At 54.8% G+C, this 17,657-nt stretch carries 18 protein-coding genes; 7 read left to right on the top strand and 11 right to left on the bottom strand.

Translation table 11 applies throughout. The features are described from left to right. Nucleotides 1-190: 190 nt before the first annotated feature. Nucleotides 191-2,308 (bottom strand): TonB-dependent receptor family protein, encoded by a 2,118-nt coding sequence (locus AB1462_RS13655; RefSeq protein ID WP_367246862.1) that lies wholly within the window; start codon nt 2,306-2,308, stop codon nt 191-193. A 239-nt stretch (nt 2,309-2,547) separates the two neighbouring features. On the opposite strand from AB1462_RS13655, the gene AB1462_RS13650 reads away from it, so the two are divergent. From AB1462_RS13650 to AB1462_RS13640, 3 genes are all read left to right on the top strand, one after another. Then, nucleotides 2,548-2,706 carry a hypothetical protein gene (locus AB1462_RS13650; RefSeq protein ID WP_167361107.1) on the top strand — a complete coding sequence of 53 codons (159 nt, stop codon included), beginning with the start codon at nt 2,548-2,550 and terminating at the stop codon, nt 2,704-2,706. A gap of 4 nt (nt 2,707-2,710) precedes the next feature. Next, nucleotides 2,711-3,337, top strand: a complete 627-nt coding sequence (locus AB1462_RS13645; RefSeq protein ID WP_090402907.1) for a helix-turn-helix domain-containing protein — start codon at nt 2,711-2,713, stop codon at nt 3,335-3,337. A 64-nt stretch (nt 3,338-3,401) separates the two neighbouring features. After that, nucleotides 3,402-3,908, top strand: a complete 507-nt coding sequence (locus AB1462_RS13640; RefSeq protein WP_186731509.1) for a hypothetical protein — start codon at nt 3,402-3,404, stop codon at nt 3,906-3,908. Between the two features lie 253 nt (nt 3,909-4,161). Here AB1462_RS13640 and AB1462_RS13635 read toward each other — a convergent pair whose 3' ends face one another. Both AB1462_RS13635 and AB1462_RS13630 read right to left on the bottom strand, forming a co-directional pair. Further along, nucleotides 4,162-4,431: a hypothetical protein gene (locus AB1462_RS13635; protein ID WP_090402905.1), complete on the bottom strand. Its 270-nt coding sequence runs from the start codon at nt 4,429-4,431 to the stop codon at nt 4,162-4,164. 244 nt (nt 4,432-4,675) lie between these two features. Further along, nucleotides 4,676-5,425: a hypothetical protein gene (locus tag AB1462_RS13630; RefSeq protein WP_090402903.1), complete on the bottom strand. Its 750-nt coding sequence runs from the start codon at nt 5,423-5,425 to the stop codon at nt 4,676-4,678. Nucleotides 5,426-5,893: 468 nt separating this feature from the next. On the opposite strand from AB1462_RS13630, the gene AB1462_RS13625 reads away from it, so the two are divergent. Both AB1462_RS13625 and AB1462_RS13620 read left to right on the top strand, forming a co-directional pair. Continuing rightward, nucleotides 5,894-6,172 carry a helix-hairpin-helix domain-containing protein gene (locus tag AB1462_RS13625; protein ID WP_367246860.1) on the top strand — a complete coding sequence of 93 codons (279 nt, stop codon included), beginning with the start codon at nt 5,894-5,896 and terminating at the stop codon, nt 6,170-6,172. Nucleotides 6,173-6,216: 44 nt separating this feature from the next. Next, complete coding sequence (locus tag AB1462_RS13620) at nt 6,217-7,200, top strand: hypothetical protein (protein ID WP_367246858.1); 984 nt, start codon at nt 6,217-6,219, stop codon at nt 7,198-7,200. Here AB1462_RS13620 and AB1462_RS13615 read toward each other — a convergent pair. From AB1462_RS13615 to AB1462_RS13600, 4 genes are all read right to left on the bottom strand, one after another. Further along, complete coding sequence (locus AB1462_RS13615) at nt 7,163-7,489, bottom strand: hypothetical protein (RefSeq protein ID WP_367246857.1); 327 nt, start codon at nt 7,487-7,489, stop codon at nt 7,163-7,165. The two genes, AB1462_RS13620 and AB1462_RS13615, sit on opposite strands and share 38 nt — an antisense overlap. A gap of 85 nt (nt 7,490-7,574) precedes the next feature. After that, nucleotides 7,575-8,207 carry a hypothetical protein gene (locus AB1462_RS13610; RefSeq protein WP_367246856.1) on the bottom strand — a complete coding sequence of 211 codons (633 nt, stop codon included), beginning with the start codon at nt 8,205-8,207 and terminating at the stop codon, nt 7,575-7,577. 110 nt (nt 8,208-8,317) lie between these two features. Then, complete coding sequence (locus tag AB1462_RS13605) at nt 8,318-8,602, bottom strand: hypothetical protein (protein ID WP_367246853.1); 285 nt, start codon at nt 8,600-8,602, stop codon at nt 8,318-8,320. A 30-nt stretch (nt 8,603-8,632) separates the two neighbouring features. Beyond that, nucleotides 8,633-9,529 carry a hypothetical protein gene (locus AB1462_RS13600; protein ID WP_367246851.1) on the bottom strand — a complete coding sequence of 299 codons (897 nt, stop codon included), beginning with the start codon at nt 9,527-9,529 and terminating at the stop codon, nt 8,633-8,635. Nucleotides 9,530-10,365: 836 nt separating this feature from the next. Here AB1462_RS13600 and AB1462_RS13595 point away from each other — a divergent pair. Then, the gene (locus tag AB1462_RS13595; protein WP_367246850.1) at nt 10,366-11,274 is read left to right on the top strand and encodes a hypothetical protein; all 909 of its coding nucleotides are present in this window, start codon (nt 10,366-10,368) and stop codon (nt 11,272-11,274) included. Between the two features lie 247 nt (nt 11,275-11,521). On the opposite strand, the gene AB1462_RS13590 is transcribed toward AB1462_RS13595, so the two are convergent. Beyond that, nucleotides 11,522-13,147: a methyl-accepting chemotaxis protein gene (locus tag AB1462_RS13590; protein WP_367246867.1), complete on the bottom strand. Its 1,626-nt coding sequence runs from the start codon at nt 13,145-13,147 to the stop codon at nt 11,522-11,524. Between the two features lie 205 nt (nt 13,148-13,352). Between AB1462_RS13590 and AB1462_RS13585 the strand changes: the two genes are divergently transcribed. Further along, complete coding sequence (locus AB1462_RS13585) at nt 13,353-13,691, top strand: hypothetical protein (RefSeq protein ID WP_367246849.1); 339 nt, start codon at nt 13,353-13,355, stop codon at nt 13,689-13,691. A gap of 158 nt (nt 13,692-13,849) precedes the next feature. Here AB1462_RS13585 and AB1462_RS13580 read toward each other — a convergent pair whose 3' ends face one another. The 3 genes from AB1462_RS13580 to AB1462_RS13570 form a co-directional block, all read right to left on the bottom strand. After that, nucleotides 13,850-14,167, bottom strand: coding sequence for a hypothetical protein (locus tag AB1462_RS13580; RefSeq protein ID WP_367246846.1), 318 nt, complete (start codon nt 14,165-14,167; stop codon nt 13,850-13,852). A 174-nt stretch (nt 14,168-14,341) separates the two neighbouring features. After that, nucleotides 14,342-15,136: a DNA adenine methylase gene (locus AB1462_RS13575; protein WP_367246845.1), complete on the bottom strand. Its 795-nt coding sequence runs from the start codon at nt 15,134-15,136 to the stop codon at nt 14,342-14,344. Nucleotides 15,137-15,487: 351 nt separating this feature from the next. Next, a complete protein-coding gene (locus AB1462_RS13570; RefSeq protein ID WP_367246843.1) occupies nt 15,488-17,143 on the bottom strand; it encodes a methyl-accepting chemotaxis protein in 1,656 nt (551 codons plus the stop codon). Nucleotides 17,144-17,657 lie beyond the last annotated feature (514 nt).

Genomic DNA, 17,657 nt, shown 5'->3' with positions numbered 1-17,657 from the left:
AAGCAGAATGCGGTGTATCAGAAACTCCATAGCGGCTGTTTTGGGGCCGCTACGCGGCCCAACGCGGGACAAGCCCGCTCGCCACAGGGGAACTCGCCAGTCTCTGAAAATTGTGTAGATACCTATGGCTATCGGGGGCAAGCCCCCTCCCACAGTTTGATCTCCATGCAGCAGGTACCTGTGTGTCCTCTTAGCGCCAGCTCCATGACACCCCGGTGTAGATCCCGCGTCCATCGGCCGGGGTGGAGCGTGCGACATCCAGGCCCTTGTCGTCGTAGCCCGGCGTGACGGTGTTGGCGTAGCGGCGGTTGGTGAGATTGCGCAGGTCGACCCAGGCTTGCCAGTCCTGTTTGGGTGCGTCGTAGCCGACGGTGGCGCCGAGGAGCGTGTAGGACGCGGCGTAATAGGAATTGGCGTAGTCCACCGCCACCCGTGAGGAATGCTCAGTGTTGAGGCTGGTGTAGAAACCCGTCGGGTGGCTGTAGCGCAGTTGCGCCTGATAGTAGTGCTTGGGGATGCCCGGCAAGCGGTTGCCACCGAAACGGTCGTCGTCGCGGTAGTGGAAATCGCTGAAGGTATAGGCCTGGCGCACGTCGAGCTTGCCGCTGCGGCCGCCGTCCCACAGCGGGCTGAGCAGGCCCAGTTCCACGCCCTGGTGCACGGTGGGACTGGCGTTGGATTCGGCGACGATGGCATTGCTGGTCGAGGTCTGTGCCTGGGTTTCCACGGTGAGCAGTTCGTGACGCACTTCGGAGCGGTACAGCGCCAGATCCCACTGGCCGAGCCATGCTTCGCCACGACCACCGATTTCCAGGGTGGTGGCGGTCTGGTTTTTCAGGCTGACGCCTTCGCGTTGTAATCCAGTGGCCGGGCCGCTGCCCACGGGAAAGTATTTATTGGAGCCCCAGATCATCGACCACGCATGCGGCGGCTCGACCGAGCGGCTCAGGTTGCCGTAGACCTGCAACTGCGGGTTGAAGTCATACCGCAGGCCGATGCGCGGAGCGTAGTCCCAGTCGTGCTGGCTGAGCGGCGCCTGGCCGTCGGGATAGGTGACCTGGGTTTCACGGCGGGTGTAGATCGCGGCCAGGCCGGTGGTCAGCCACAAATCCTCGACCAGTTCCAGGTCGTTACCGATATGCAGCACGGTGTCGGAGCCCAGGTAGCTGTAGTCGCGGGTCTTGGTGCCGGGGGCGTAGGTTGCGGTGTTGCCGGCTGGCGTGCGCACGTATTCCGATGTGCCGTTGTTGGGCATCGCCTGGGTGGTGCGCAGGCCGAGGGTGGTTTTGCTGTCGTGGCCGAATAACGTGTCCTGGCGGATGTAATTCAAGGTGCTGCTGATATCGGTGTAGGCAACCTTGAGGCGGTTGGTGCCTTCGCGCAGGTCCATCGGGTAATCGTGGTACGCCAGCCCGACTTCCAGGCGCGAGCTGTCATCCAGCTGCAAAGTGGTCTTGTTGGCAATCCAGGTGGAACCCGGTTGCAGGCGCTTGGAATCACGGGCGGCGTTGAGGCTGTTGGCGGCGCGCGGGTCGTGGCTGATCTGGGCGCGGGTGAGTTTGCCGGGGGTGTCGTTGGTGGTTTCGCGGTAGCGGAAGTAGAAGCGGGTTTCCAGGTCCGGGTTGAAGCGGTAGCCGAAGTTGGCGGCCATGCCTTTGCCGGTGGCCGCGCTCTGGCGCTGGTAGCCGTCGGATTCCGAGTCGGTCAGGCTGATGTAGTAGTCGGCATCCCCCAGCACTTGGCCCGAACTGATCTCGCGCTGGGCATAGCCACGGCTGCCGGCTTCATAGCGCACTTGCAATTTGGGCGCGTCGTAGCCGGTATGGGTCACATAGTTGACCGCGCCGCCCAGCGCCAACGCGCCCTGATCAAAGCCATTGGCGCCGCGCAGCACCTCGACGCGGCTTTGCCACAACGGGTCCTTGAGTTCATAAGGGGTGCCGCCGGGGCCGGTCAGCGGCAAGCCATCGAACATTTCGTACAGCCCCGAAGCATGGGCGCCCGGGCTGCGGTTCAGGCCCGAACCGCGAATGGACAGCTTCACCCCTTCATTATTCGCTGCCTTGGCGTACACCCCCGGCTGGTACTTGAACACGTCTTCGTTGGTGCTCACCCGCCCCTGCTGCACGCTGCTCATGTCGATGTAATTGGTGGCGCCGGGCACGCTCTTGAGCTGCGCCTGGGCGACTTCGCCGGCACTGGCCTCTGGCGTGTTGACTTCGACCGGCGCCAATTGCAGGTCTTCGGCGTGCACCAGCGAGCTTAAGGTCAGGGCGGCAAACAGGAACGGAGGTGGGCGCAGCAGCATGGGCGGATCCTCGAAATGCGGGAGCGTGAAAGGCTTGGCCATCACGCGAACAGTGATGGGAAGGCAACGATGCTCGCCAAGTCACGCCTTAATAACGGACCAGACGCTTCCCACAACAGCGTCGGACGCGCTCTATTTTTTAAGTCCAAAATCGAATTAACACATGCAAACTCAGTATTTAAAGAAATAACCAGCACGCATTAATCTGGAGCCACTGAGTTACCTACGAGAGCGCCCCCATGCCCACATCCGCCACCGTCATCGACTTTACCCTCCACCGCAAACGCCGCCAGGCACGTGCTGCGGCCGAGTTGATGTGGACGATGTACGCGGCACGCGCAGGGTTGGCGGTGTTTACCACCCACGCCACAACACCCAGCGATACACGCCGGGCGTAGGCCAATGAATTTCCTGCATGTGATTCCCGAACCTCCCGAACCACTGCCCAAACCCAACACCGATGACGATGTGATCAGCCTGTGCGTGGCGCATAACCTGCAACGGCTGCGCAGCAAACGGCACCTGTCACTGGACGCCCTGGCACGCGCCTGCGGCGTGAGCCGGGCGATGCTGGCGCAGATCGAGTCCGGGCGCAGCGTGCCGTCGATCAAGGTGCTGTGCAAAATTGCCAAGGGTCTGAAGGTGTCGGTGGCGGCGTTCCTGGAGGATCGCGCGTTCGAAGGGGTTGAAGTGTTGCCGGCGCAGCAGAGCAAACGCCTGGTGAGTGCCGATGGCGCATTTATCAGCCGCGCATTGTTTCCCTACGACACGGCACGCCAGTCGGAGTTCTACGAGATTCGCCTGCGTGCACTTGGCGAGGAGGTCTCTAAAGGCCACGGGCCGGGCATCCAGGAAAACCTGGTGGTGGCCCAAGGCGTGCTGGAAGTCAGCGTCAATGACGAGCGCTACTTGTTGTCCACCGGCGATTCGATCCTGTTCTACGCCGACCAGCCCCACCGCTACCGCAACCCGGCGGACAGCGAAGCCGTAGCGTTCCTGGTGATCACCTACCCCGAGCGGCTGGATTAATCCCGGCAAAAAAAAACGCCCCGACTTATCGGGGCGTTTTTTATGGCGCGGGACCTGTCAGCAGGTGCAGCACATCATCGGCATGCCGTTGCAGCTCATCATCATGGGCATGGCACAGTCGTTCATCATTTTGTTCATGAGCATGCAGCAGTTGTTCATCATGTCCATGCTCATGCCCGGCATCGGCATCATTTTGCACATCATGCCATCGGCCATCATGGTGCACTCCATGACGCACTTCATCATGGGCATCGGCATGCCCATCATCGGCATCATGTTCATGCCGGTCATCATGGCCATGGCGTCGGCCGACATGCACATCATCGACATATTGGCGCACTGCATCATCATCGGCATGCCGCAGTTCATCATCATCGCCATCATTTCGGCGTTGGTCTTGAACTGCGCCATGTCCATGCCTGCCGCCGGCTTCATGGTGCACATCATGGCGTCAGCGGCCATTTCGCATTTCATGGTCGCCATCATCATCGGCATGCCCATCATCGGCATCATTGGCATGGAGGTGTTCATCGGCATCTGCATTGCATTCATCATGTTCGAAACTCCGTAATCGACAGGAAATGGCTAAGTTCTGGCGCCGATTCTAGAGATGCCGGAGGGCTGTGCAAGACGACGGCGCAGCAGCAGGAATGGATGTTCTCAGGGACGCTTAGTTGAACAAAACAGCTGTATTTGGCGTGATAACGATGATTCAGGCGCTATTACGTTACTTACATCCGCTAGCCCGCATGAATGGACGTCATGGATATTCGATTGAGGAATCTCGTCCAATCTTAAGGAAATAAACGATCTAACGGATGACGCTAGCCGTCGGGCTTCTCCAGGGACTGCATCAATTCATCGGCCTCCGACCCCGGTGGCAACCTGAACCCATGCATTTCATCAGCGGCAAGAATTTCACCCAGAGCGGCGAGCAACTGCGCCTCTGTCGGCGAGTCACGCAGCAGTTTATGTGCCGGCAGCAACAACTCGGAGGGAACGCCCTGAACACTCGCGGCGTCGATCACAGCGAAGAGGATAAAGCGCAGGCGTATTTCGCGGTCCGTCGGCCAGACCGTTTTTCGCTTACCCAAGGTAGGGCCTCGTTCTTTCAAAAAAATCCGAGGCTATTGCGCATAGAGAGGTGTTTCAAGCATCGGAATGCAAGATAGGCCGCTTCCTACATTCAAAACAGAAACAACATACATCTCCGTCATCGCGTCCAACTCTTCAACTGTCAGATGCTTGATAACGCTCTTCTGAAATAACAGAGCACAACGGGATAAAATCTGCATCGGCAACCGGCTTTGGGGCTTAAGTGCCTGGCGACGAACTGCATTACTGCACCGGCAGGAAATTCATCAGTAACAGGCTTTGTGCATAGTTAAGCCCAATACGGCGGTAGCGCTCATCGAGCATCTGGGTCAACAGGTCCAGACGCGCCACAATCTTGCCGAACTCGACGGCGAAACTCAGGTTACTGCCCTCCTCCGATATTTCGTTGGAAAACAGGAGCAGGACGCCATTTGCATCCTGACGCTTGCTGAGCAACCAGGTGGCCTTTTCGATGTTACGCGCGGCGTTGCTGACGAACTGCGGATTGATCGAATCGGTCATGTAGAACTCAGTGCGGCCCCCATGGGCAGTCACGAGCATGCTGCCGATTGCATAGATAAACGCGCCCACCCGGTCGCCCTGAAATTCAGGGCTCAAGGAATAACTCAGGGCCGCCAGGTCGCGACGCTCACCGAGGGCGGGCAATGAGCGGCGCTGTTCAATGGCCAGGCGGATCTCCCGCGCAGCGCTCACCGCATCCGGATAACCCGATTGACGCCACTGGTTGGGGTTACGCAGATAGAGCTTGTTCATGAGCAAATACAGGCTTTGCAAGTTGTCGCGCATGCCCAGTGTCGCCATGCGATCGACACTGGTCTGGAAGAATTCATCGGGTTTGCCATTGCTGAACTGCTTGGCTATGTCCCGCCCCTGCTGCTGGGTGCACCCATTGGCGCAGAGCATTAACACCACGGCCAGCAACAGTGGCCGGTGCATCCGTCGAGTCTTGAATAAAGGTAACGTGCGATCCATCGGCACCCGATCTGGTTCTTTTGCCCTCGCGGGAAATCGGCGGGGCTTGGACAAAGATAGATTGGAGAAATGAAAAAAAGTGCGATGGGCTGGGCAGATAGTTGTAAACAGCGCCTGCCGGGCCCTGAATCGGCCCCATCGTGAAAGATTCGTTTCAGGATCTATACTCGGTAGAACAGTTGCGAGTGTTGTTGGCGATCCAGATAAGATTCACATCGTGCACGACACTCTCACCCGCAGCTGTACAGGAGGGTAACGCAGATGAAACATCCCATTCGAGCTCAGATTTTTGTCCAGGTGATTTGCCTGCTTTCGGTGGCTCAGCTTTTCTGCTGAGCCATGCGTCACTGCCTTCGAAATCGGCTGCGGGTGTGGCTGAGGGAGGTCTCGCCCTGTATTTGGGGCCCATCAACTTAAATTACAGCTGCAACGCCCCCCTGAAGGCTCATTGAAAAAAGGAATTTGCAGATGCCATTCTCATGGGAAGAAAGAGCGGCCTTGCTCGCACTCAAAGGCGTAGGTCCTACCGTCATTGCTCGGCTGGAGCAGATGGGTATCGAATCGCTGGCCAACCTCGCGCAGTCAGAGGTGAGCGACATCCTGGCTCAAGCATCCGCGGCACTTGGTTCGACGTGCTGGAAGAATAGCCCTCAAGCACGCGCAGCGATTACTGCGGCCGTAGAGTTGGCGCGGGTTTCAAGCGCGGACGACCCGGCACTACGGGTCGCAGACAGGGATTTCACTTGATAGGATGAGCCCCACTCAACTGCCGTTTCAATCAGGAGCTATGCGTGGGCAAAGGAATAAAAATGTCGTCGGCATTGGATGCGCTGGGCCATTCGCACACTATCGAGGCACTTCAAACGCTCAGCGATCATAACCGCACAATTCCATCGCTGGTGTGTGACGGCGGCAACTGCCGTGCACCGGTGCGCTTTGTACCGCGCGGACTCGTCAACCGATCGGGAAAGGAACCTTTCGACCGCGCCGCCTACATCGGGCTGACTGCCGGTCGTGACTCCGACCACAAACCCGGGTGCAAATACGACGCCCTCGGCCAGTTGAAAACTATCGTCGCCGCCGAGTCCGATCCCGACTTTATCGGAGCGCTCAACGCCGGCGCTTCCGAACTGCGCCTGTTACTGCTGCACAATAATCTGGGTGGCAAATCACTCTCTGGTGCTCAGTTTACGACCTCAGCAACGGATGGCTCTGCCACGCAGAGACAGCCCAAGCTATATCAGCCAAGCGGCAAAAAACTGGCCAGCTACCTGCGCACTACGGCTGATCTGCTTAAGCTGCGTGAGCGGTGCGAAGCGGATGATGAACTGGCTCAACATCTGGTGCTGCGCTTTGGCACTAAGAAAATTCGCTGGTCAGACTTTTTCTTTGAAAAAAACCGCTACGAAGATGCATGGCGAATGCTGCAACGCCTGGGGAGCGAGTGCCACCCCTTCGCAGTGGTGGGCACGGTCGACCGGGTTTACGTGCCAGATGAAGGCAGCGGCCGGGTCATGAGCTATCTGAATCTCACGGCTAAATACGAACGGCCCGACGCAGAAAATGTGACAAGCGTCTTCAAGGTCAGTGTTGGAGATAAAGACAGCGAGTGGTTGCAGACACTGGGCAAAGGCACAGAAGTCATCGTATTTGGCGTGTGGAGCAGTGGTTCGCCGGAAAAACGAGCAAGCGGATCGAAAATCTACCTGAATCACACACTCACGTTGTACACCAAGTTCAAAGAGCAGTTGGTGGTCGTGGCGTTGCTTCCTTGAGCGCAAGCTTTGGATCTGGCACCTCAGCCCAGCCCTTCTTCAAGTACTCGTCCGCTACGATTTTGCGTATCAGAAAACAGTAGATGATGGGTAATACCGCAATCGGTATAGCCGCCCAAGGTGGGCCTGCGAGCAGACCCAACCCTATCGCCAGGCCCCAAATCAGCAAGTGCCGCCAAAGGCCGGCGAAGAGAAGATAGATCGCCCCCAGAAACAATATCGCCAGAACTTGAAACGCATCGACCTCTTCAACCTGGTCACTGTCTGGGCTTTTGAAATAGCGGGTCATTTCACCGTCCTTGTGGGGATTAACCCGGAAAATTCAACATCGAAAGTCATGGGAGTCGCTTCAAGACGCTATTCACATACGTGCGTCACTTGTCCAAGTTCAATGGTTCGTGCATCCGCTCCCCTATCATTCCCCGCAACCACTCAGCATGAAACGCCATTTCGTCCAGAGAGATACTCTCTCCCAATTGATATTCGAACAGCTTGTCCTTCGGCCCCTGACACACGACGCGCAAATGCCCATCGCGATCAAACCGGGCGAGCACGTAGGGGCAGACGTAGATGATGTCGCTAAATGGCACACGCACTTCGGTGGGTCTGCGACCACGACGGATGACGATGAGTGTAAGCAGTTGCTGGCGTTCATCGAACGTAAAGGCCTGCACATGAGGCGCAGAGGCCATCCACGCAAACATCGCACCGATGAGCACTGCAGTGCCAAGCATGCACAGGAGGAGCGAGGACGTTGTGAAGCTCGCCCCATCGCTGGACGGCGCACTTTGTAGCGCTCCGAGCCCGACAAAGAGCAACATCGCCAGCACATAGCCCGGCAAAAGCATAAACAGCCCAATGCAGAAACCTAAAATACCCCGACCACTGCTGCCAACGATCGGTACATCCGGGCCGTAGTGCCAGACAGGTGGGTGCCCGGCAGGGTATTCAGTGCCTGGCACCGCTGGAGGCGTTACGACGAGGCGGGGTGGGCGTTGGCGATTCATCCAGCAGGCTCCGGGGATGGCTGGGTAGACGGTACTACGACAGTCGCGACGTGGTGATGAAGGCCAGGCTGGGCAAGAAGCCGCCGCCCCTGCCGAAGCGGTCGGCAGCCTTACTTGAGCAGGGCAATCACCGCGCAGACAATCATGATCGCCAGCGCCGGCCACTGCATGGGCATGAAAAAGAAGTGATGGCGCACGCCATCTTCATGCACCTGCCGATTCAGTACAAAGCCCAGCACGGTGTTGATACCCGAGCCAATCCCCACCCCCATCAGCAGTTGCATCAATGAGGTATTGCCGGGTTTGACGCTGGGGTCGGGCCACAACCCCATCAGCAACAACACCATGGCCACCGGTGTGAACAGCGTCAGCCAGCCTGCGCCGCGATAGATCATCGTTTAGTACTCATCCTTGACGCTGCCGGCTCACGCCGGCTCGCGTTTTTGTTCTTCAGCCGCAAACACGGCATCGAGGGTATTGAGGAACAGATCGTGGCTCAGAATGCCGGTGGCGATGGTCGACAACACGGGTTTGCCACTCTCGTCCTTGATCACCACCTTTTCGGTCCAGGCGTTGAGGTCGACGGTAAGCAGCGACGACATCGGCACTATGCGCCCCTGGTATTCGAGAAAATCCTGGCTCACCACAATCGGCGTCGTGGTGATTTTGAGGAAGTTGCCGGTGACACGCTTGCCCCAGACCTGCCCGGAGCTGATGCAATTGAACCTGACCGCCCCGCCCGACTCCAGCGTCGCCACTACCCCCGGCAGACTTGCGCGTACGTGCAGCTCACGGACCAACTGCTGGAAGTCGTGAAAGCCCTTGAGGCTCTCGATCACCCGATGAAACGGCTCGGTGGCATTACGACGGTAGGCCACGTTGGTGATCATGCCGGTCAGCACGGTTTGCCCGGAGCCAAACAGATACAGGTCGTCAATCTCGGCAAAGGCGGTGTATTCCCGCTGATCGTCGATGATGCGCTCGATGCCGTGCTCATACACTGTGTAACGCGGCGCGCGCAGTTTCCTGTGCCAGGCGTAAGCGGCAAATACACCAAGCCCGAGAACGGCCAGCAAAGCGCTGGTGGCGTAAATCAAGGTATGTGGGTTACTGAAACTGAAGGCCATGCCACGGGACGGTTGGAGACTGACCGGCCCCTCATTGCCCGGTGGCAGGATCGTGCCCAGATACAACACAAACCCGGCGAGACCTAACAACACAACGCCAAATATCAAACTGAAAATCAGAAAACCCTTGCCGTGACGGAAACTGGCGATCAGTTCGCCGGTGGCGGAAGGCGCTTGGGAGGGGGATGACTGCATAAAGCTTGCGTCCTTGTAATGGAGTAGCGCACGCCGCCGTTTACGCGGAGCCGATTGAGCCATGCCCCCACTGGGCAGGCTTGGCACGGATGGTTGGAGCATGGCTAATTAGCATCGTTCCTTGTGCATACGGGTTAATGCGGATGGGTTCACACAGTTCTCGACACCGGGTTGGTTTTTTGCGCGAAGAACAATGGTCATCGCCCGCCCCCAAAGCCCGAGGTCGCCAAACCCCAGAAACACAAAAGCCCCGCATTGCGGGGCTTTCGTTTGAATCTTGGCGGGAAACCAGGGATTCGAACCCTGGGAACGCTATTAACGTTCGCCGGTTTTCAAGACCGCTATGCAAACTCACGCGGGCCGACGTCCCGAAGGCCGTCGGCGTTCCATTACTCACGGCCACCGATCAAGCTACAGGCCGCATTCTGCAAGGGGTGAGTTTTGAGTTTGGGAACTGTTTTTGCCCTTCCTCGGCGTCCTGCCGAATGAACTCAAGCCACAGAAATGCAAAAGATTTACGAAATACATCGCGACGGCTTTCGGCCGATTCTGTTGAAAAAGTCGGCTTCGAATTCCGCGCCAGAAAAGTACGTGCCTGAGATTGAAATCTGAATTTTTTGGCAGAAGGCCCAGGACTCAGATTTCGCATAGCAGCGTGCAACTGAGGTGTTTTCATCCCTAAATATTCGAGTGTTTCGGGAAAGCCGACTTTTTCAACACAATCGGCCAAAAGCAGTCATTTGAGCGCGTTTATAAAATGCGGGACGACTCGGTTGATAGCTTCTTGCCATACGAATAGGCTTCGCCCATCACACCACTTGCAAAAAGGATTTGAAATGTGCCGCAGTCGCCTTACCTTGGCTCTGATGATCAGTCTCTCAATACCCGGCTTCGCCTCTGCCACAAGTGCCCAGAAGGGCAAAACGAAGACTGAACTGCTTGATTGTTCAGCCGTAACGTTCGATGGGTCTAATCTCACAGAGGGAGAGAACGACTACTTTTTCTCTAACCAGAAGGACATTTCGACAGCACAGATTCTGCGCTTCGCGCTTGGTAGAGATGCGATTTTGGCCGACTTCTACGCACGCCGGAAAGGCTCAGACTTCAATGCCGATGTTCTGAAAATCAAGGATCTAGCTAGTCAGAAAGGGCTTGCATTGCAGATGACCCATGACCTTACCGTGGCTGAAAATGCGGGCATTGAGCAGAACAAGAACCATAAGTGGACCAAGGACACCGCCGATACTCTCTTCTGCCGGATATACGCCATTGGCGACACCGCGACGAACAGCTACAACATCTATGCCACAAGCTACCTCAAAGGGCTTAAAGCGAAGCAGGAAGCCATGCATGGTCAAGTAGGCTACTTCGATGTGACGGTTAATGACTGCACCATCAGCAAATCAATCGATACCGGCAACCGCTACTCCGCCGTGAAGCCAGATCCTGATGCGCGATTCCTAACCGTGAACGCGACCTTCAAGAACACTGACAACGAAGGTCGGCTACCACTTGAAGGCAGCTTGTTCATCAGCAAGGATGACAAAGATTTCAAATTCGATACTACTGAAACCATCATGAGCGATGGCTACGGAATCCGTTTGCGGTCGCTGAACCCTCTCATCAAGCTCAACACGAAGCTCGTCTACAAGGTGCCTAACGAGTTGTCTGGCGAGGTTTATTGGAAGCCCGGTAGGAATGCCGAGGATAAGAAGCTCTGGTGTACCTATCTCCCGTCAGCCTGATTCGTGCCATAGCCAGCCATTTGTTGGTTACGGATTTATGTTTGCAATTTGGCAGACTGCTGCTAGGTGTGAGGGGCTGCTACGGCTCGAATGCGGCCGTAGGGCCAGATTCGAACCCCTTCGATAATCACTTAGGAACGCTCTGGACCGTCAAAATCAATAAACCCAGCACAACTTTGTTGCCCCATGCGGCCTATTGCGGCCCTATTCTGACCGAAACCGCAGCGAACACCAGAAGTGGCCCTATTTAGATTTTGAACCGCCCAACCCTCTGATTCAGTTCAACCGCCAAGCTCGACAGCTCATGGCTCGCAGAGTTGGTCTGACTGGCACCCGCCGAGGATTGCGCTGACAAATCACGGATGTTAACCAAGTTGCGATCAACCTCCCGGGACACCTGGGCCTGCTCTTCAGCGGCACTGGCTATGACTAGATTACGATCGGAGATTTCGCCAACACTGCGGGTGATTTCCTCCAGAGCATCACCCGCACTGCGCGCCACATCGAGCGTGCTCTGGGCACGAATACTACTGTTTTGCATCGATTCTACCGCCTGACTGCTGCCTCGCTGTATGTCGCCAACCATCACCTCAATTTCCTGAGTGGATTTCTGAGTGCGGTGGGCTAGTGCCCGCACTTCGTCGGCAACGACGGCAAAGCCTCGCCCAGCCTCACCCGCTCGGGCAGCCTCAATAGCCGCGTTGAGGGCCAAAAGGTTGGTTTGCTCAGCGATGGCCCGGATGACATCCAACACCTTGCCAATGTCCCGCGTCTGCTCAGCAAGACTGCGAACTTGCTCAGCCGTCACTTCGACGTCTTTATTCATCTGCTGAATAGCATTAACCGTTTCCTGGACTCGCTGAAGGCCCTGTATCGCCGAAGCGCTGGACTGTTGCGAAGCGATCGATGTACTCACTGCATTGCTGGCAACCTCTTCAACTGCGGTGGTCATCTCATTGACAGCAGTGGCGGCTTGCTCAATCTCGTCATTCTGTTGCCGAAGCGACCGAGAACCTTCCTCGGTCACCGCGTGAAGTTCTTCGGCCGCCGATGCCACTTGGGTCGCCGAACCGGAGATATGCTGCAAGGTATCGCGAAGGTTAGCCTGCATAGTTTTTAGAGCTTGCTGCAGGCGTGTTACCTCGTCACACCCCTGGGCTTTCACGGACTGGGTAAGATCACCTCGCGCCACGTCCTCCGCCACCCGTACGGCATCATTGAGAGGACGAATAATGCTGCGCGTCAGGATGACCGCCAGCAAGGCGGTCATAATGGCCGTAAGTATAAGTACTCCTATAATGACGTTACGTGCGGTAGCGTAGCCGTTGGAGGATTCAGCTACTGCAGCCTCCGAGTCCTTACGGTTTACTTCCAGCAGCCAATCTACTAGCGGAGCCATTTGATCCGAGTAACGCTTTAGATCCCCACTGATCAACTCCGAAATCTCAGCTTCGCGCTTGGCAAGCGAAGCCTGCCGCAGTTTGTCCTGAGCTGTGAGATAATTACCAAGCGCTTCCTTGAACTCAAGAAACTTGGCAGCTTCTTCATCTCCGCTAACCAGCGGGCCGTAATCATCGATAATTCGCTTGGCCTTATTAGTCAACACTTCCAAACGCGCGTCTGACTTTTCAATGTCGGCCTGAGTACGGTTGACCATCACCACATATGACATCGTGCGAAAGCGCGTTGTCGTGTCCGCAAGCTCGCCCAGAAGCCGGGTGGGGGTCAATGCATCCCTCGCGATGGACTGCGTCGCGTGATACAGATCAGCCATTTTGTTCAGGCTCATTACACCGAGAAAGAGGACGAGCAAAGCCAAGAGGGTGAAAAAAAGTGATGCCCGCAGGGCAATACCAAGATTACGTAGCGTCATGATTCCATGCTCTACAGAGAAGGTTAAAAGCCTATCGGCCGCAACAAAAATAACTTGATAGCATTTTGCAACCATGTCCGACATCGAGCACATCTGGTGTGTGCAAGGTTGCCGCGCCAACAGCCTCAGCCAAAAATTTGTCCTAAGCTTTCATCCTTGGTGATACCGTTATGCCTCATACAGCGCATGACCTGAGGTGAAATCAATGAGTGATGAGATCGAGGTTTTGAAACAGCTTCTTGACAAAGGCCATCTGGATAACGAAGACGCCAAGGTGAGCGGAATAGCCAAGCTCGCCGTAGACCAGGGTTTCGACCAGTTGAGTGCCCCTCAAAAGGCAGTCATTGCGCCCCATCTCCAGAGGACATGCGAAGGAGTGACGGACCCAGGCGGATACCATAATGAGTGCCAGATAGTGCTTGACGGTAAAGAGCTCGCAACAGCCCTGGAACAAGAGGGCTACTACGGAAGCCTTCTTTGCGAGAACTGCATCAACGAGCACGAACAGTCCGCGAACGAATGGGACCGTATCGATAAGGAATAAACTGCTAAGTGCAGCCCTATTTGGGTTGGAACACTAACAAAAAAAGCCCCACAATCCTGATTTACTAGGGCCATAGGGCTTCTCTACACTCAGGCTTATAGTTGATTTTGCATATAGGAAATTAACTGGCGTATGATTTTTGCCTGTTTCCTGAGCGGTTACTTGAGGAAAGAATTCGATGTGAGGGCCCCTTTGCCACTAGGCATTTGGATCAATGATCCCGAATTTCCAGCCTTATCGAGGCACAACACCCAAGTTGACTTAGATACCACACGACATGCTTCAGAAGAGACAAGTCGAGATGCCGCAGCAGCAGCATCCTGATCAACAGATGCAGCAACCATTTCTTCCCAATCGCTGCGATCAAAGCAAATAGTCGTATTGGCCTGAAGTGTTTTGACTGGATATTTCTGCGCAAAAACAAGAGGCGGCACTGAGACGACCAGAGCAGAACCTATAGTCAGTAGAGTTTTCATAAAAAAGCCACTTAGCTTAGTAGCTTCTCGATATCATCTTCAGTCGCAAAAAAGCCATGACAACATTCTGTTATAAATCGTCAAAGTCCAACCATAATCGCGCTCATTCGCTTCGGTGCTGAGACTTCTTTCTTGTAGGCAGAAGCGATTTATCTTGTCGACGGTGACTTCTGCCTAGAACAGCCCACCCAGCGCGGCGGGCTCCCAATTCATGATCACGAGTTCTCCGCTGACATCGGCTTTCCCCTGCCGCTGATTCGCCGTGCTGTACCTGATGTCCACTGTCTCAAAGTGAAACCCCTTAAACACGTGCCGGATGTCAGGGTGGTCATTGATGCTGACCATCACTTTGCCCTGGCTGCGCCTCATGAATTGAGCCATCAGCTCATAGTTATCAAAGGGGAAATCCACGCCATAGCCGGCGGTCTGCCAGTAAGGCGGATCCATGTAGTGGAACGTATGCGCGCGATCATAACGCTCGGCGCAGTCAAGCCAGGGGAGGTTTTCGACGTAAGTGCCGGACAACCGCTGCCATGCTGCCGAGAGGTTCTCCTCGATCCGCAGCAGGTTGATGGCCGGGCCAGTGGTTGCGGTACCAAACGTCTGTCCTGTCACCTTGCCGGCAAAGGCATGGTGCTGCAGGTAGAAAAAACGAGCGGCGCGTTGAATGTCTGTGAGGGTTTCAGGGCGGGTCATCTTCTGCCACTCGAATACCTGTCGCGAGCTGAGCGCCCACTTGAACTGGCGCACGAATTCTTCCAGATGGTTCTGCACGACGCGGTACAGCGTCACCAGGTCGCCGTTGATGTCGTTGAGGACTTCAACTGGGGCGGCCTGAGGACGCATGAAGTAGAGCGCGGCGCCGCCGGCAAAGACTTCAACGTAGCATTCGTGGGGTGGGAAGAGAGGGATAAGGCGGTCGGCCAGACGGCGTTTGCCGCCCATCCAAGGGATAATGGGGGAGGACATAAAAGCAAGACCTTTGCTGTATGGATAAACAGTGCTAGGCTCATATCGCTTTGTGCACGAAGCAGGAGCCTTGGCTGGACTTGCAGGTATGGTCTGCGGGGAAAGTGACCGGGTTAGATGTTGACGCATCTTGCCCGGCCGCTCCTTTACTTCGTTGTAAATACTTCTTTGAGAACCTGATATGCCCTCAGACTGGCGGAACTGGGCTAGTGGTAAAACTGCAATCTGATAGATGCTGATATCCAGTTCTGCTGGGACAGGTAGCTCTTGGGCGAGCCTCCACAAATGTAGAGGTCACCCATTAGCCCAAGAAAAGTCTTTAACAGGTAACTCCCAAATCAGCCTGACTTGTTAGCTCAGTCGAAAACGACTAACAATTGCACTAAGATCTGTAGCCAAGCGCGACAACTCTTGACTCGCCCCCATCGTGTGAGCAGCGCCTTGAGTTGACTGAGCGGACAGATCACGGATATTTACCAGATTGCGATCGACCTCTCGCGCAACATGCGCCTGCTCTTGCGATGCACTGGCAATCACAAGGTTTAGATCATTGATTTCACTTACAGCTGAATTAATTCTACCCAGCGCTTCGTTGGCGCCTTCTGCAATGCTAAGTGTTTTTGTCACAAGCTCAGTGTTACTGATCATAGAACCTACAGCAAGCTCTGTACCATTCTGAACATTAGTTACCAAACGCTCTATCTCAGTAGTTGACTGTTGTGTGCGATGGGCGAGCGCACGGACTTCATCGGCTACCACTGCGAAGCCTCGACCTGCCTCCCCCGCTCGCGCCGCTTCGATCGCAGCGTTTAATGCCAGTAAATTTGTTTGTTCTGCAAGGCCCCGAATGACATCTAGAACCTTGCCTATATCACGAGACTGCTCCGCCAAATCCCCTAGCAAATTCGATGTCTTGCCGATGTCATTCCCCACATTGTCGACTGCTATAGAGGTTTGCCTAACTAGTGCCATACCCTCTTCTGCTGCGCCGGTAGCGCTTCCCGAGGAACGAGCGGTATGTTCAGCGTTACGCGCAACCTCTTCGACGGCGCTGGTCATCTCATTCACCGCTGTTGCAGCCATATCCAATTCATCATTTTGACGTTTCATGCTACTAGCACTAACTTCAGTAACAGTCGTCAATTTTTCGGCAGCGTCAGAGAGTTGTTTCGACGAATTAAAGATTTGCTGTAGTGTTTGTCTTAGCTGTTGCTGCATTACACCTACCGCAAATACGACGCTGGTTTCATCGCCTTTCGAAACCGTGATCGATTTGGTGAGATCACCTTCGGCGATATTACGAGTAAAATCAGCAACCATGCTAGGCTCACCGCCGATTGATCCAATAATACTACGCGTGGTCAATAGAGTAATAATAACGCTAAGCACCACTATTAAAAGCGTCGTAACTAAGGCCATCCCGCGCGTGAAATCAGCACTCGCTAATTGCTCCTTATACCTCTGACCTGCTTGATTTTTTCCCAGCTCGCGCATCGAGTGAAGCGTCTGGAAAACCCGCTCCGCAAAAGGCTTCACTTCCTCTCGGTTAACCTTCGCAGCACCAGCAATATCGCCCGACTCAATAACAGCAGTTTGATGGCGCATGCCGTCACGCATCTTTTCATAATCACTTTTAAGTTTTTCAGCATCATTATTTGAAGGTGCGCCGGATGCTCGTCCTGCCAGAGAAGAAACTAAATCATCAATCTGAAAAAATGAACTTTCGTTCTGTTTTTTCCATTCAGGAATCTGTATGGGGTCACCTATTGCAATCATCCGTAGAATATTGATATCTGCCCTAGTGAGCAGACCATCAATACCATCGACTTTCTCCATATTAGCAAAGTCCTGATTAAACAACGCACCGGTATTATCAGTCGCTACTTTTATCTGATAAATCAGATAAGCCGACAATCCAAAGAAAGCGGCAATGATGATGAAAGTGGAGAGCATCAACCGCCACTTAACGGTCAACCCGGAACGAGCCATTTGGTTGCTGCTGGTCATGACCTTCTCCTAACGAAGCATCATTAGATAACGGAGCGTTTCACGCTAAAGGCGTGTCACCTCTTATGTCGACGGACGACGAGCTATCTTTAGCCTAAAAACAACCAAATCTGCAAATAAGAAAAATAAGAAAATACATGACGGGCTGGCAAAATCTTTTTGCACTTTTTATGGCGCCAAAAAAATGTTGATCACCCGCATAAAAAAGCATAGCGCACCAGACTTGAGCGTGCGCACCAAAACAGCGCAAAGGTTAACTATTTACAAAAAACTTACAATTATTGGCAAAAGGCAGAGGTTGTTGCGGCGTACTAAATAGCGTATTAGATTATGTATTCGCATAGGACTGTATTGGTCCAAATCACCTAAGTTGGAGAACGTTTATGGGGCATTCGGCTAACTTTCAGGTTGAGCTATATGCAAGAAAACTCGAACAGGCGGCTGAAGGCTTGACACGTGAGGGTACAGTGTTAAAAGATAACGGACTTGACAGCCTGGGAGAGGCTGTTTTGTC

The organism is Pseudomonas sp. SB113, from assembly GCF_040754745.1.
In the GTDB taxonomy this organism is placed as follows: Bacteria; Pseudomonadota; Gammaproteobacteria; order Pseudomonadales; family Pseudomonadaceae; genus Aquipseudomonas; species Aquipseudomonas grimontii.
This window is presented reverse-complemented; position numbering and strand designations above follow the sequence as displayed.

Excerpts from the sequence above, each read along its gene's own strand:
- AB1462_RS13655 (WP_367246862.1), bottom strand. The coding sequence starts at position 2,308 with ATGCTGCTGCGCCCACCTCCGTTCCTGTTTGCCGCCCTGACCTTAAGC.
- AB1462_RS13650 (WP_167361107.1), top strand. The coding sequence starts at position 2,548 with ATGCCCACATCCGCCACCGTCATCGACTTTACCCTCCACCGCAAACGC.
- AB1462_RS13645 (WP_090402907.1), top strand. The coding sequence starts at position 2,711 with ATGAATTTCCTGCATGTGATTCCCGAACCTCCCGAACCACTGCCCAAA.
- AB1462_RS13630 (WP_090402903.1), bottom strand. The coding sequence starts at position 5,425 with ATGGATCGCACGTTACCTTTATTCAAGACTCGACGGATGCACCGGCCA.
- AB1462_RS13625 (WP_367246860.1), top strand. The coding sequence starts at position 5,894 with ATGCCATTCTCATGGGAAGAAAGAGCGGCCTTGCTCGCACTCAAAGGC.
- AB1462_RS13615 (WP_367246857.1), bottom strand. The coding sequence starts at position 7,489 with ATGACCCGCTATTTCAAAAGCCCAGACAGTGACCAGGTTGAAGAGGTC.
- AB1462_RS13610 (WP_367246856.1), bottom strand. The coding sequence starts at position 8,207 with ATGAATCGCCAACGCCCACCCCGCCTCGTCGTAACGCCTCCAGCGGTG.
- AB1462_RS13605 (WP_367246853.1), bottom strand. The coding sequence starts at position 8,602 with ATGATCTATCGCGGCGCAGGCTGGCTGACGCTGTTCACACCGGTGGCC.
- AB1462_RS13600 (WP_367246851.1), bottom strand. The coding sequence starts at position 9,529 with ATGCAGTCATCCCCCTCCCAAGCGCCTTCCGCCACCGGCGAACTGATC.
- AB1462_RS13595 (WP_367246850.1), top strand. The coding sequence starts at position 10,366 with ATGTGCCGCAGTCGCCTTACCTTGGCTCTGATGATCAGTCTCTCAATA.
- AB1462_RS13590 (WP_367246867.1), bottom strand. The coding sequence starts at position 13,147 with ATGACGCTACGTAATCTTGGTATTGCCCTGCGGGCATCACTTTTTTTC.
- AB1462_RS13585 (WP_367246849.1), top strand. The coding sequence starts at position 13,353 with ATGAGTGATGAGATCGAGGTTTTGAAACAGCTTCTTGACAAAGGCCAT.
- AB1462_RS13580 (WP_367246846.1), bottom strand. The coding sequence starts at position 14,167 with ATGAAAACTCTACTGACTATAGGTTCTGCTCTGGTCGTCTCAGTGCCG.
- AB1462_RS13575 (WP_367246845.1), bottom strand. The coding sequence starts at position 15,136 with ATGTCCTCCCCCATTATCCCTTGGATGGGCGGCAAACGCCGTCTGGCC.
- AB1462_RS13570 (WP_367246843.1), bottom strand. The coding sequence starts at position 17,143 with ATGACCAGCAGCAACCAAATGGCTCGTTCCGGGTTGACCGTTAAGTGG.